This window comes from Bradyrhizobium sp. HKCCYLS1011 (assembly GCF_051167795.1).
Classification (GTDB): domain Bacteria; phylum Pseudomonadota; class Alphaproteobacteria; order Rhizobiales; family Xanthobacteraceae; genus Bradyrhizobium.
The window spans coordinates 735999-748612 of sequence record NZ_JBNPTT010000004.1 but is presented as its reverse complement, the minus strand read 5'-3'; the positions used below and the strand labels follow the sequence as shown (position 1 = coordinate 748612).

14 protein-coding genes are annotated in these 12614 nt (G+C 64.4%); 4 read left to right on the top strand and 10 right to left on the bottom strand.

Annotated features, from left to right (window positions below; translation table 11 throughout):
* Positions 1-3 precede the first annotated feature (3 nt).
* From ACQR1W_RS16465 to ACQR1W_RS16435, 7 genes are all read right to left on the bottom strand, one after another.
* Positions 4-231, bottom strand: coding sequence for a hypothetical protein (locus tag ACQR1W_RS16465; RefSeq protein WP_434851736.1), 228 nt, complete (start codon positions 229-231; stop codon positions 4-6).
* A 240-nt stretch (positions 232-471) separates the two neighbouring features.
* Positions 472-2388, bottom strand: coding sequence for a nitric oxide reductase activation protein NorD (locus ACQR1W_RS16460; protein ID WP_434851735.1), 1917 nt, complete (start codon positions 2386-2388; stop codon positions 472-474).
* 3 nt (positions 2389-2391) lie between these two features.
* Complete coding sequence (locus ACQR1W_RS16455; protein WP_434851734.1) at positions 2392-3204, bottom strand: CbbQ/NirQ/NorQ/GpvN family protein; 813 nt, start codon at positions 3202-3204, stop codon at positions 2392-2394.
* A 63-nt stretch (positions 3205-3267) separates the two neighbouring features.
* The gene (locus tag ACQR1W_RS16450) at positions 3268-4614 is read right to left on the bottom strand and encodes a cbb3-type cytochrome c oxidase subunit I (RefSeq protein ID WP_434851733.1); all 1347 of its coding nucleotides are present in this window, start codon (positions 4612-4614) and stop codon (positions 3268-3270) included.
* Between the two features lie 41 nt (positions 4615-4655).
* On the bottom strand, positions 4656-5108 hold the full coding sequence (locus ACQR1W_RS16445; RefSeq protein WP_008970557.1) for a c-type cytochrome: 453 nt from the start codon (positions 5106-5108) through the stop codon (positions 4656-4658).
* A gap of 113 nt (positions 5109-5221) precedes the next feature.
* Positions 5222-5488, bottom strand: a complete 267-nt coding sequence (locus tag ACQR1W_RS16440) for a cytochrome C oxidase subunit IV family protein (protein WP_434851732.1) — start codon at positions 5486-5488, stop codon at positions 5222-5224.
* A 3-nt stretch (positions 5489-5491) separates the two neighbouring features.
* Positions 5492-6067 (bottom strand): cytochrome c oxidase subunit 3, encoded by a 576-nt coding sequence (locus tag ACQR1W_RS16435; protein WP_434851731.1) that lies wholly within the window; start codon positions 6065-6067, stop codon positions 5492-5494.
* Positions 6068-6244: 177 nt separating this feature from the next.
* Here ACQR1W_RS16435 and ACQR1W_RS16430 point away from each other — a divergent pair, with 177 nt between their 5' ends.
* Positions 6245-6400, top strand: coding sequence for a hypothetical protein (locus ACQR1W_RS16430; protein ID WP_434851730.1), 156 nt, complete (start codon positions 6245-6247; stop codon positions 6398-6400).
* A gap of 42 nt (positions 6401-6442) precedes the next feature.
* On the opposite strand, the gene ACQR1W_RS16425 is transcribed toward ACQR1W_RS16430, so the two are convergent.
* Together ACQR1W_RS16425 and ACQR1W_RS16420 are read right to left on the bottom strand one after the other, a co-directional pair.
* Positions 6443-7207, bottom strand: a complete 765-nt coding sequence (locus ACQR1W_RS16425) for a creatininase family protein (RefSeq protein ID WP_434851729.1) — start codon at positions 7205-7207, stop codon at positions 6443-6445.
* A gap of 42 nt (positions 7208-7249) precedes the next feature.
* Positions 7250-8617, bottom strand: coding sequence for a spinster family MFS transporter (locus ACQR1W_RS16420; protein WP_434851728.1), 1368 nt, complete (start codon positions 8615-8617; stop codon positions 7250-7252).
* Positions 8618-8724: 107 nt separating this feature from the next.
* On the opposite strand from ACQR1W_RS16420, the gene ACQR1W_RS16415 reads away from it, so the two are divergent.
* Together ACQR1W_RS16415 and ACQR1W_RS16410 are read left to right on the top strand one after the other, a co-directional pair.
* Complete coding sequence (locus ACQR1W_RS16415) at positions 8725-9360, top strand: TetR/AcrR family transcriptional regulator (protein WP_434851727.1); 636 nt, start codon at positions 8725-8727, stop codon at positions 9358-9360.
* A gap of 210 nt (positions 9361-9570) precedes the next feature.
* Positions 9571-10455 carry an AraC family transcriptional regulator gene (locus ACQR1W_RS16410; RefSeq protein ID WP_434851861.1) on the top strand — a complete coding sequence of 295 codons (885 nt, stop codon included), beginning with the start codon at positions 9571-9573 and terminating at the stop codon, positions 10453-10455.
* Positions 10456-11125: 670 nt separating this feature from the next.
* Here the strand turns inward: ACQR1W_RS16410 and ACQR1W_RS16405 are convergent.
* A complete protein-coding gene (locus ACQR1W_RS16405; protein ID WP_434851726.1) occupies positions 11126-11599 on the bottom strand; it encodes a GFA family protein in 474 nt (157 codons plus the stop codon).
* 373 nt (positions 11600-11972) lie between these two features.
* Here ACQR1W_RS16405 and ACQR1W_RS16400 point away from each other — a divergent pair, with 373 nt between their 5' ends.
* Positions 11973-12200, top strand: a complete 228-nt coding sequence (locus tag ACQR1W_RS16400; protein ID WP_434851725.1) for a hypothetical protein — start codon at positions 11973-11975, stop codon at positions 12198-12200.
* The last annotated feature ends 414 nt before the right edge of the window (positions 12201-12614 follow it).

The window sequence follows — 12614 nt, the reverse complement described above, 5'->3', positions numbered from 1 at the left end:
ACCTCAAGCTTTGACCAGCTCGATCTCCTGCGCCTGCCGCGTCGCCGCGTCATAGACCTTGATCTGCAGCATTGGGAAGCGCCGCTTCAGGTCCCTGGCGCCATTATGGGCGCCTTCCTCGGTCTTGAACTCAGTCTTGATCTGGCCATCGACAACGACGGCGTAGCCGCTCTGCGGCAGGTCCTTGGCAAGTTTGTCTTGGGCAAGTTTGTCTTTAGCAGGCTTGTGCATTTCGCCGACATCGATTGATGAGTTGATGATGGGTCGAGAAGGACGCGCACAGCACCGTCTCGAACGACTCCGATCTAAGGTGAGTCTGTCGGCCCGGGCAAGCGGAGAAGCGTTCTGCACAGCAGGTGGGATGTGACTCATCCCACGCTTGCATCTTAACGATGCGATGACGTCAGGATGTCGACCGAGCGCGAACTCCGTAATGTTCCCACCGTGGCTTTTCGTGCAACAGCTCTCTGATCAGTGCGCAAGCTGCCGATAAATCGCAGGCAATGCCGCCGGCAGCTTGCGGATGTTGCCGACGATGGCGTAGCCGCCGCGGCCGAACAGAGTCGGGAAATAGGACTGCGCCAATGCATCGATGGTGACGCCGAACACCGCGACGCCGTGTCGCCGCGCCTCCTGCACTGCCTTGCGCGTATCTTCAACCGCGAACCGGCCTTCGTAGTGATCGACGTCGTTCGGCTTGCCGTCGGTCAGCACCAGCAGCAGGCGCTTGCGCTGCGGCTGTAGCGCCAGCTCGGCCGCGGCATGCCGCACGGCCGCGCCGATGCGGGTGTAGTAGCCCGGCCGCAGCGCGCCGATCCGCCGCTCGACATCAGCGCTCATCGGCTCGCCGAACCCCTTCACCGTCTCGACGCGCACCCAGTCGCGCCGGCGCGAGGTGAAGGTGAGGATGCTGTTGCTGTCGCCACAGGCCGCAAGTCCGTGCGCGAGCACCAGCAGCGCCTCCTTCTCGACGTCGAGCACACGATGGCCGTCGACCCAGGCATCCGTCGACAGCGACACGTCGGCCAGCAGCGTCACCGCGAGATCATGCCCCTCGGGGCGCATCGCCAGATGCACGCGATCCAGCGCGCCGCTCCCGGCACGCAGGTCGCAGCGCGCGCGGACCAGCGCGTCGAGGTCGAGATCGTGGCCGTCGGCCTGGGCGCGCATCAGTTGATGTCGCGGCCGCAACGCCTCGAACTGACGCCGCACGCCGCGGATGCGACGGCGCATGGCGTCATCAGGCGCCCAACTCTCACCGGTCTCGGAGGCTTGACCCGCGACCACGCGGCAATGATCCGCCATGTAGTTACTGGTGCGATAGTTCCATTCGGGATAGCGCCGGCCGCTGGCAAGCCTGGTGGCATCGACAGCCTCGGGCGGCAGGTCGAGATCGAATTTCAGTTTGGTCGCCGGCTTGCCCTTGCGCCTGGAGATCGCGAGCTCATCGAGATCATCGGCCGCCTTGCGCGCGTCCTCGTCGTCGCTGTCGTCGGAAGGACGGTCGACATTGACCATCTCCGCCATGGCCAGGATCTTCTCGAAGCGATTGAGAATGAACGGATCGCGCTTGGCGGCATCGTCGCGCTCGCGCGTGGCGAAGCGTTTGCGCGGGTCCGGCGCTGTCGCCTCCTCAGGGCTGGCTGGTTGCGCATCATCATCGTCATGCTCGGCTGCAACCGCCTCGCGCGTCCAGCAGTCGCCCCACAGCGGGCACGGCAGCATGGTCCGATAGCCCGGCGGCGCCTTGGCCGGCAGGTCGACGGCGCCGATCACGGCGCGCCACAACGCGCCTTTTGGCGGCGAGCCCGCGCCGAGCAGCGCCATCACGATGCGCTCAAGCTCCTGCTCGATGCGCGGCAGCGGCCGGCGCGGCCGGGCCGCGAACATCGCTGCAGCAAGGCGGGCATAGGGTGCCGCCAGTCCGGGGAATCGCGCCAGCACAAGGGACGTGGTCTCGCTTGCCCGGCGCAAGGTCAGGAGATCGCGGCGCAGCGGATCGGGCTCAGCGATAACAGCGACATCCAGGGTCGCAAACCACGCCGCCAGCCAGCGATACAGCAGCGCATTGAGTTCGGCATCCGGAAACACCGCGATGCGTTCGGGCAGAAACACGGTGGCGCCGTCGCGCCCGGGATGGTCGAGCGGCTCGTCGCTAAGGCCGATGCGCTGGCGCCAGCCGAGCCGATGGCCGGACTTGCGCGCCTTCGCAGGCGCGATCTGCACGCCCGCCTCGCCGCCGAGCGCGCGGAACATCACCGCGATCTGGCCCTGGATATCGGCGAGCGCGACCGCATGCGCGGGGTGAACCGGATAGCTCGCGGTCGAGCCGACCAGGCGGTGCCAGGCCCGCCCGACCGTCTCCTCCAGTTCGAGGAAGTCGAGCATGGCTCACCCGATCACGGCTTGCGCAACCTCGCGCAGCGCCGCCTTGACATCAGCATCGTCGGTCAGCGGCTCGATCATGCCGGCAAGCACGGCGTCCGCAAGCGGCGTCCCGGCCGCGACCAGTGTCGCGCAATAGACCAGCAGCCGGGTCGAGACACCCTCCTCGAGGTCATGCCCCTTCAGCGCGCGCAGGCGATGCGCCAGCGCGACCAGCGGCCGCACGCGCTCCGGCGCAAGCCCGCTCTCGGCCGCGACCACGGCGATCTCCTGGTCAGCGGGCAGGAAGCCGAACTCAATCGCGATGAAGCGCTGCCGTGTCGACGGCTTGAGTGCCTTGTGCAGGCTCTGATAGCCGGGATTATACGAGACGATCAGCATGAAGCCGTCAGGCGCCACCAGCTCCTCGCCGGTGCGCTCCAGCGGCAGGATGCGGCGATCGTCGGTCAGGGGATGCAGCACCACGGTGACGTCCTTGCGCGCTTCCACCACCTCGTCGAGATAGCAGATGCCACCCTCGCGCACCGCGCGGGTCAGCGGCCCGTCGGTCCACACCGTGTCGCCGCCCTTGAGCAGATAGCGGCCTGTGAGGTCGGCGGCGGTGAGATCGTCATGACAGGCGACCGTGTGCAGCGGCAGGCCGAGCCGCGCCGCCATGTGGGCGACGAAGCGGGTCTTGCCGCAGCCCGTCGGGCCCTTCAACAGCACCGGCAGCCGGCGCCGCCAGGCGTGCTCGAACAGCGCGCATTCGTTGGCGCTCGGCACATAGGCGGGAACGTCGACAACAGAGGTTTCGACGGCGTGAAGGGCGGCTTTCATGGGGTATTCTCCAGGATCAAGAGAAAGGCAGGCGGCCGTGACGGTGCGGCCGCCTGTTGGTTGTCATTCAGCCGGCTGCAGCGCGCCGGGGATGACGGGCTGCCTGGCGCGGCCCGGCACCAGCACGGCCCACACGAACATCACCGCCGAGATCGCGACGAACACGCCGGAGCCGAGCCGGACCCAGTAGAACATCGCAAGCTGGTCCTGCACGTCCATGTAGCTCTGGCCGAGCACGCGCTGCAGATGCACCTGGATGACACCGGCAAAGGTCAGCGCGAAGGTCATCACCATCATCGCCGTGCACATGATCCAGAAGCTCGCGATCGAGAGCCACTGATTATAGGGCGCACGCTGCCGCAGCTGCGGCACCGCGTAGGCCATGACCGCGAGATTGAGCATCACATAGGCGCCGAAGAAGGCGAGATGACCGTGCGCGGCGGTGACCTGGGTGCCGTGGGTGTAGTAGTTCACTGATGACAGCGTGTGCAGGAAGCCCCACACGCCGGCGCCGAGAAAGGCCATCACCGAGCAGCCCACCGACCACAACAGCGCGGCACGGTTCGGATGTCTGCGACCGGCCTTCAAGGTCATCTGCACCGTAAAGATCACCATGGTGAAGAACGGCGCGACCTCGAGCGTGGAGAACAGCGAGCCGATCCACTGCCAGTAGCCGGGCGCGCCGATCCAGTAGAAGTGGTGGCCGGTGCCGAGGATGCCGGAGAACAGCGCCAAGCCGATGATGACGTAGAGCCACTTCTCGACCACCTCGCGGTCGATGCCGTTGAGCTTGATCATCAGGAACGCCAGCACCGAGGCCATGATCAGTTCCCAGACGCCCTCGACCCAGAGATGGACGATGTACCACCAGTACATCTTGTCGACGGCGAGGTTAGCCGGGTTGTAGAACGCGAACAGGAAGAAGATCGCGACGCCCCACAGCCCGAACAGCAGGATGTTGGTCACCGTGGTCTTGCGGCCCTTCAGCGCCGTCATGGTGACGTTGAACAGGAACATCAGGCAGACCACGACGATGCCGACCTTGATCGGAAACGGCTGCTCGAGGAATTCGCGGCCCTCATGGACGTGGAAGAGATAACCGACCACGGCGGCGCCGGCCGCGCCGAAAAACAGCCAGAATTGGATCTTGGCCAGCAGCGGGCTGAACAGCTCGGTCTCGGTTTCCTCGGGCAAGAGGAAGTAGGTCGCGCCCATGAAGCCGATCAGCGACCACACGATCAACGCGTTGGTGTGGATCATGCGCACGATGTTGAAGGGCAGGATCACCGACAGCGTGTTCGGCAGCACATAGATGGTGCCGGCGAGCAGGCCGAACAGGACCTGGGCGAGGAAGAGCGTCAGCGCGCCGTAGAAATACAGCATCGCGACCTTCTGGGTTTCGTATCTCATCGATGAGGCTCTCTGTCTGAAGGACGATCGGGATTAGCTGCTCAACCCGCCTTGTTCGGCGGCCAGTCCTGCCGCTTGATGCTGTCGGCCCATTGCAGGAAGTCGGCGAGGTCGTTCAGCTCCTGATCGGAGAGATTGAACTGCGGCATCTGCCGGCGGCCGGGGGCGCCGGAGGGTTGCGACTGCATCCAGGATTTCAGCATCTCGCGCGCGGCGGCCGGATCCTGCCTGCCGCCCCAGCGGTCCCAGACGTTGCCGACCTCGGGCGCAAAATAGGCGCCCTCGCCGAGCAGCGTGTGACAGTTGATGCAGGAGTTCCTCTCCCAGACATGCTTGCCGCGAGCGACGGAGTCGGTGAGCGTCGATGCATTGGTCGAGCTCGTGACCATGTAGTAGTGACTGTGCGCCGTGAGCGCGAGGAAGATCGCGAAGAAGAAGGCCGAACCGCCATAGAAGACGTTTCTGGCGGCCGACTTGGTCAGGCGTTCAGCCATGACACGTCCTTTCCGGTTAAGGGGATTCGAAGGTGCTGAAGCAATCTACCGACCGGGTTCGACGCGCTCTTTGTTGGCGCGCAATCAGCGCGGCGATCGCGGTCGGCGCCGGATCAGATCAGCGCACGCAGGGCAGCCGTGGCCCAGGCGAACGCGGCCAGCCCAACGATCCATGTCGTGATCAAACCACGCCACAGCGCGGGCGCCGCGCGCAGGCCGAGATAGTCGAGGATGATCTTGCGGCCCTTGATCGCGGCCAAAGCGAGCACGAGCGTATTGCCGAGCAGCGCGCCTGCTCCGCTCGAGGAGATGGCAACCGTTGCGACCGCGAGGCCGAGCAGCATGAGCCAAGTGACGTCCAATCGATCAGGACCGAACATGGCTCAGCGCACCAGATAGAGCATCGGGAACATGACGATCCAGACCAAGTCGACCATGTGCCAGAACGCGGTCGCCGTCTCCACATGAACCGGCTGCGCATGGCGGCAGATCACGGCGAGAATGATGATGCCGAGCGCCACATGCAGCAAATGGAAGCCGGTCAGGAGAAAATAGAGCGTGAAGAAGGGGCTGCTCTCCAGCACCGCGCCGCCGGCGATCTCGCTTCGATATTCGGTGAGCTTGATGGCGATGAAGGCCGCGCCTAGCGCCATCGCAAGCCAGAGGAAGCGGCGCGACAGACCCGGCCTGGCCGCACGCGCCGCCGCGGTTCCGCGCGCCGCGGCCCACCCGCTCGTGACCAGCACGATGGTGTTCAGGCCGGCCAGAGGCGCGTCGAGCGCGGCCTGTCCGGACGCGAACAGCGCGGGATTGACGGCACGCGTCACCGCAAATGCCCCAAGCAGCAGGCCAAAAGCGACGAGTTCGCTGCCGATCAGCACCCACATCATGGGATCGCCGGGCAGGCCGTCGAACGCACCCCAGCCATCCGGTTCCACTTCGCAATCGACCGCCGACATCGCCTTCTCCGCTTTGCGAGGTCGGCAAGCTAACGGATGCCGCGAGCACCCTCTTTGTCGGCGCTCAAACAAGCCGGCCGGCGGCCAAGCATCGGGATCTTTGCTGGGGCACAAATAGCCAGGCCACGAGACCGGCTAGAGATGCTGCGCCGATGACAGGATGACGGACGGATTGACATGAGCGAAGCACAGCTGGGCCTCGTCACGGCCACACCCATCATCATCATCTTTGCGGTGGCGCTCCGGCGCATGGGCGTGCTGTCGACGGCCGGGACCGTCTCCGCCGTCGCGCTCTCGGTCGCGATTGCGGTGGTGCTGTTCACCACGCAATAGACCGGCAGCAGTCGCGGCGCATACACCTCGACGGCACGCGCATCACGTCGCCGCCCAGGGTTCGCCGGCCCGCAGCCGTCGCGCCAGCGCAGCGGCACAGCCCGCGAGCAGTGTTTCGCCCTTTGCCACTGAGGCCTTGCGGGCGTCGCCCGCGACACCGGAGGCTGTCAATTCGGCGAAGGAATGAAACCGCTTCAGCGACGGCACCAGCGAGCTCATGATGTCGAAGCTCGGTCCATGCGCCTCGCCGAGCCTGTCGGCCTGGACGAGGTCGCCATCAACGACCATCATCATCGAGGTCTCGCCCTCGCAGGCGTGCATCACGCCGTCCTGGTCCTCGAGAACCTCGGCCATCACGTCACGCGCTTCCATGAAATACGTGGTGATCGCGATCGGCGCGCTGAGTTCGCGCGTGAGTTCGCCAACGAAGGTCCCGAGCGCCTGGATGTTGCCGCCGTGACCGTTGACGATGACGACGCGGCGGAAGCCGGCATTCAGGATCGAGCGGCAAAGGTCGCGCAGCAGCGCATAGTAGGTCGCAAGACTCAAGGTGAAGGTGCCGCCGAAAGCAACGTGATGATCGGCCAGTCCGCACCACACGGTCGGGGCGACCACGACCGGGCAGTCCGGCACAAGCTCCGCGGCGGTGCGCCGGCAGACTTCGCTGCAGAGGAAATCGTCGACGCCGGTCGGCAGATGCGGCCCGTGCTGCTCGGTCGAGGCGACCGGCAGCAGCACGATGGCGTCCTGCGCGGCAAGCGCGCGCAGGCGCTCTGCGGAAAGTCGGTTCCAGGCGGTTTCAGTCATGAGGCTGCCTCTTGTGGTCGGGAATGGCGAGCTTGGCTCATATCACGCCGGCGACATACCGGCTGCGACACAGACCCGATAGGAACGCAGGCCGCTCGAACCGACGATGGCGGCAGCGAGCGACATCGTCGGCGCGGCGATGGCCAGCGCCGCCCACAACATGGCGTTGTCGGCAAAGAGCCTGTCGGTCAGCACGGCGATCAGCATCGGTCCGAACGACAGGCCAATGCCGTTGAACACGAACAGGAACACCGCCGACGCCGTGCCGCGTATCCGCGGCGGCACCAACTCCTGCACGCCGGTCGATCCGGTGGTCGAGATCGTTGAGGTGAAGAAGATCATGCCGCCGAGCAGGGCCAGCGCCAGCGCCGCATGACCCGCGAGCGGAAACGTCACGGCAAACGGAAAGGCACAGAGTGCGGCGAAGACCGTGGTGCGCAGCCGCGCATCGGTCTGGCCGCGCCGAAGCACCCGGTCCGAGACCAGGCCACCGCTCAGGACGCCCGCGGTCCCTGCGAGCATGGTGGTGAGGCCGACCGCGACGCCTGCCGACGCAATCGGCACGTCGTACGTGCGGCGAAGAAACTCCGGCGCCCAGGCTCCAGTCCCGTAAAACAGCATCGCCATCAGAGTCGACGCGGCATGCTGGCCGACAAAGGCGCGCCAGTGACGGCGATAATGTTGCAGCACCTGGCGCAGGCGCGGCGCCTCATCTGTGCCCGGCGCCACTGCCCGCGTCGTCTTGCGTCGTGGTTCGCGCAACGACAGCACGAAGGGGATCACCAGGACGCCCGGCGGCCCGAGGATCAGAAACACGATCTGCCAGGATCGGATCGCGCCCAGGACCGGCAACGACACTTCCGCGCGCCCCGCCAGGGCGTGGACGATGGCGCTGCCCGCGATCAGCGACAATCCGGTCCCGAGATAGGCGGACACGGCAAAGACAGCGAAGGCAATGCCGCGACGGGTCGGCGGAAAGTAGTCGGCGATCAGCGAAGTCACGACCGGCGTTCCCGTCGCCTCCCCGACGCCCACGCCCGAGCGCGCCAGCGCAAGCTGCGCAAACGAGCGCGCAAAGCCGCACATGAAAGTGGAGGCGCTCCAGAGAGCGAGCCCCGCGCTCAACAGATGCGGCCGTGACACCCTGTCGACCATGCGCCCGATCGGAAGCCCGGCAACGGCATAGGCCAGCGCGAAGCCGAGCCCAATCAGCAGGCTGACCTCGGTATCGGATAGGCCAAGATCGGATTTGATCGGCACGATCAGCAGGCTTAAGGCCTGTCGGTCCATGAACGAGAAGATCTGGACCATGAAGAGTACGCCGACACCATACCACGCAGCTTTCGGATCGATCCCGATCGGAGCCGGTTGGGTCTCGACGCGTGGGGCGGAGTTGGAGAGCTGTTGCATGACGCAGTTTCCGGATCGTCTCGCGGTGGGTTTGGCGGAGCCGTCATCCGCATGATATGTTTTACTTTACTGTAAAGTAAAGATCAACAATGGATTCATTGATGCCGATGAAATCGTCTAGGAAATCCAATGATTTATCGGGAAAGCCTTCAACCGTCGCAATCCTTGATGCCGCCCAGCGGCTGTTCCTGGAGGCCGGCTATGACGGCGTGAACCTCGAGCAGGTCGGCCAGGCGGCCGGCGTTTCGCGCCAGACCGTCTACAACCAGTTCGGCAGCAAGGACGCCGTGTTCCAGGAGGTGGTGGAGCGGCACTGGGAGACGGTCCGCCAGGAAACGGCTTCGGCGTTTGCCGAAATGGAGAACCTGCAGTCGCCGGCCGCGATGCTGCGCAGCTTCGCGTCCGCCCTGCTCCGTTTCGTGACCGAGACCGATCAGGTCGCGTTCACCCGGCTCGTGATCGCAGAGTCCCGCAGCCGTCCCTGGATCGCGGCAGAGTTCTATCGTGCCGGCAAGGAGCCGATTCTGAGAGCCTTCGCCGGCGCGCTCGCGGCAATGACGTCCAAGGGACTTCTCACCTGCGCACAGCCCGAACTCGCCGCGCATCAATTCATGGGTCTGGTGCAGGAGTTCGTGATCTGGCCGAAGGTCATGGCGATCGGAGACGCACTCGCCGAGCTGCCGCCCAGTGAGGTCGTCGTCGACGAGGCGGTCACCATGTTCCTGAAGCGGTACGGCGCTTGAAGCAAGCGTCGCATGCCGCACGAGGATCGACGGTTTGCAGGCCGTAGATTCGTAGGCCCACAGCCACGGCCGCAACAAGGCCGCCGGACCTTGGCGAGAAAAATGGCGGCGAGCTTGGGCTATGTTCTGGCCCCCAGACAAAATCGCAAGATCGGTCGAGCGCGTCATCTCGGTATGCGCTCAGTTGGCGCCGCCACGGAGGACGGAATGGTGAAGCCGGCGCTTCAGAACTACCATGCCCGGATGCAGCGGGTGCTGGATCACATCGACCGGCATCTGGACGACGATCTGGACCTGGACACGCTGAGCAGCATAGCGGCCTACTCGAAATATCATTTCCACCGGCAGTTCATGGCAACCTTCGGGCTGTCCGTGCATCGCTATGTCCAGCTCGCCCGCATGAAGCGCGCTTCATACCGGCTGGCCTTCGGGGATGATGCCCAAAGCGTCACCGACATCGCGATGGATGCCGGTTACGATGCACCGGATGCCTTCGCCCGCGCCTTTCGGCAAAGGTTTGGGCAATCGCCTTCGTCGTTCCGGAAGTCTCCCGACTGGGAGCCGTGGCTTGCGGCCTTCGGGCCTCTCGACAACGCGAGGAGCAAGCTGATGCAGAAGATTTTTACCAGTGACGACGTGACGATTCGCGAGGTGCCCACCACGCCCGTGGCGATCATGGAGCATCGAGGCGACCCGGCGATGCTCGGCGCCACCATCCAGCGGTTCATCGCGTGGCGCAAGGCGGCCGGCCTGCATCCCAAGACCAATCCGACCTTCACCGTCTGGCGTTCAGAGCGGCGTCCTGCATCATCAGCCGATTACAGCGCGGACCTTTGTGTCGGGACCGACCAACCGATCGAGGCGAATGGCGAGCAGATCAAAGCCGGCGATATCCCAGGCGGACGCTGCGCGGTGCTGCGCGTCGTTGGCAACACCCACAATCTGGAGCCCGCCGCGCTCTACCTTTATCGCGATTGGCTTCCGGCCAGCGGCGAGGAATTACGCGACTTCCCGATCTATTGCCAGCGGCTGAGCTTCTTCCCGGAGGTGCCGGAGCACGAGACGGTCGCGGACGTGTTCTTGCCGCTGAAGTAGCGCGCTCCGATGGCTTCCTGTCCCTTCCGATCGCAACTAACTGACAGGCCGCTACCCTACTGCGTCATAAGCGCGAGACACCGCCTGCTTCGCCGTCATTCCGGGGCGGCGCGACAGCATCGAACCCGGAATGACGGCGTGGGTCCGTCCCGGACGTCCCGGCTTGCGCGTGCCATGTCGGCTTCCGGGGCGATAAGCGGACCGGAATTGCTCAGGTCGAGTGTTTCGCATTTTGCCCCCATTGCGGACACTTCAAATCATCGAGACACTTTGAATTGAACTCTTAATCACACTGAAGTTGTCGCCGGACCTACGACGTGCGGTCGTGGTGCACCCGCATGCTTTAACAGGCTAACCCGGAGCGACGGCACCGCACTCCGGGCGATGCGTCTGACGCCCGGCGCATGCAGCCATAGTGCGCTGCTATGTCTCTTGTTGGCCCTTCGCGACGAAATCGCCTGTCGCCTGCATGTCGGCTGTGATGGGTAGACCGGACATAGTCAAAGCGCCACCAGATCGACGCGAATGACCCGAAGCAGAAGTGCTCCCGACAGCACCGCTGTCGCCGTCCGGGCTGCGGAATCTGGCGACGCAAAAATCGGCAGCTGTCTGGGGGACACCGGCCCGGCGCCGAACCATTCGGAAAGACAATCTCCCCTATTGGCTGCGCTTAAGAGAAGATCGGCGCCGTAGCTCGCCACGCCGCACTTAAATTCACATAGTTGAAATCTTTCGGGTCGACCTGCTCGACTCCAGGTATTATAGCCCACGGAATTGCACTTCGGACGAACGTCTGAACGACGGGAACGGCCCAACTCGCGTCATCGAGAGTGCCGGCTCGTAGCCCCGTAAAGTCGGGCCTTGCTACGTCATTTGATGTCAAACCGGCACGGCATTTGGTGCACGCAGCATTTCGGACCTCGCGACCACGAGCCGTGGTTCTCGTAAATGACTCCAACGGGCCAGTCAGCGCCAACGCTGCAGTCGGAACCAGCACGGTCAGACTGTAGGCTGATCCTGAAACCGACTGACAGTCATGGCAGTGACAAACGTGAACCAGTAGCGGCGCGCCATTCAAGCTGTAGCGAACTGCGCCGCAAAGGCATCCACCAAGCAGTGGAAGGCGGACCTTGGAATTTTCCATGACATTCGTCCCATTGAACGCGCCGGTTGAGCACCTTCATTTTTGCCATTCTTCAACAAAAAGGCAACTCTTCGCCGTGTCTCCTCTTGGGCCCGAAGGCGAATAGCCTGGGAGTGTCGTGCAGGTCCGCTGTCCGGGGCAGACCGGACGTGTGTCTCGCGATGCTCGACCGCCGGTTGTGACCCAAAGCCGACCTCGCCCACCTTGTCCGAGAGGGGCGGCACGGTGACATTTACTGACTGGATCGACGCCTCTCGAGGAACTTAGTCCACCCTTGGTTAGTTTACCGCCATCACCGGCCGAGGCTCTGCCCGTAGGCGTCGGTGTCTGAGAGACCCATCGCGCTCCCGCCTGCACAACAGGGAGCACCGTCATGTCGGTCAACAGGCCCCGTTTTGGGGTATCGAGCGAGTACATCAGCAAGCAAATCGAGAACATCCGGGACATGCTGTCCCGCGCGCTCGGCACGCTGAGGCAATCTGCAGGCGCTGACACGTTCCTCGGCCGCAAGACGCAGGAGCCGTCTCCGTCTGAGGATGATGAACGGGCGCAAGCGTGGGTCGCCTCGACCGAGCTTCAGCCGCCAAGTAAGGCCGGCTGAGTGGGTTAGGAACGTTGCCGCGCGGGTACGTCCCGGCCCATAATGACGTCAGAGCAGTATCTGGAATTCGCATCGCACTTCGAGCGCGCGGCGGGCAGGACAACTGAGCGCGTTTCACACCGGCAACTGCGATGATTGGCCGAGAGCTACTTTGTGCTTGCCGAAAGCGCGGCAGCGTTGCTTGGTCAAACAATACGCTGAATGCGCTCAGGCATCGCGAACAGGAGTGAGAGCTACAGCAGCCGACGGCCGAGGCCGCCCTTGCAATCTTGCCTGCTGGCGCTTCGGTCTGCGACCAATCCGTGCCTGGCGAACACGCCCCGACGGGAACGAAACGCCAACTACCCGCTTAAGAAATTGGTCTGTGGCTTGATAGCTATGCAGCTTCCTGCCATCCACCCGGGACGGCCCGTC

Coding starts and splice junctions, on each gene's coding strand:
- ACQR1W_RS16465 (WP_434851736.1), bottom strand. CDS start 231: ATGCACAAGCCTGCTAAAGACAAACTTGCCCAAGACAAACTTGCCAAG.
- ACQR1W_RS16430 (WP_434851730.1), top strand. CDS start 6,245: ATGAGCGAAGCACAGCTGGGCCTCGTCACGGCCACACCCATCATCATC.
- ACQR1W_RS16425 (WP_434851729.1), bottom strand. CDS start 7,207: ATGACTGAAACCGCCTGGAACCGACTTTCCGCAGAGCGCCTGCGCGCG.
- ACQR1W_RS16415 (WP_434851727.1), top strand. CDS start 8,725: ATGAAATCGTCTAGGAAATCCAATGATTTATCGGGAAAGCCTTCAACC.
- ACQR1W_RS16450 (WP_434851733.1), bottom strand. CDS start 4,614: ATGAGATACGAAACCCAGAAGGTCGCGATGCTGTATTTCTACGGCGCG.
- ACQR1W_RS16460 (WP_434851735.1), bottom strand. CDS start 2,388: ATGCTCGACTTCCTCGAACTGGAGGAGACGGTCGGGCGGGCCTGGCAC.
- ACQR1W_RS16420 (WP_434851728.1), bottom strand. CDS start 8,617: ATGCAACAGCTCTCCAACTCCGCCCCACGCGTCGAGACCCAACCGGCT.
- ACQR1W_RS16440 (WP_434851732.1), bottom strand. CDS start 5,488: ATGTTCGGTCCTGATCGATTGGACGTCACTTGGCTCATGCTGCTCGGC.
- ACQR1W_RS16405 (WP_434851726.1), bottom strand. CDS start 11,599: ATGGAAAATTCCAAGGTCCGCCTTCCACTGCTTGGTGGATGCCTTTGC.
- ACQR1W_RS16445 (WP_008970557.1), bottom strand. CDS start 5,108: ATGGCTGAACGCCTGACCAAGTCGGCCGCCAGAAACGTCTTCTATGGC.
- ACQR1W_RS16435 (WP_434851731.1), bottom strand. CDS start 6,067: ATGTCGGCGGTCGATTGCGAAGTGGAACCGGATGGCTGGGGTGCGTTC.
- ACQR1W_RS16455 (WP_434851734.1), bottom strand. CDS start 3,204: ATGAAAGCCGCCCTTCACGCCGTCGAAACCTCTGTTGTCGACGTTCCC.
- ACQR1W_RS16400 (WP_434851725.1), top strand. CDS start 11,973: ATGTCGGTCAACAGGCCCCGTTTTGGGGTATCGAGCGAGTACATCAGC.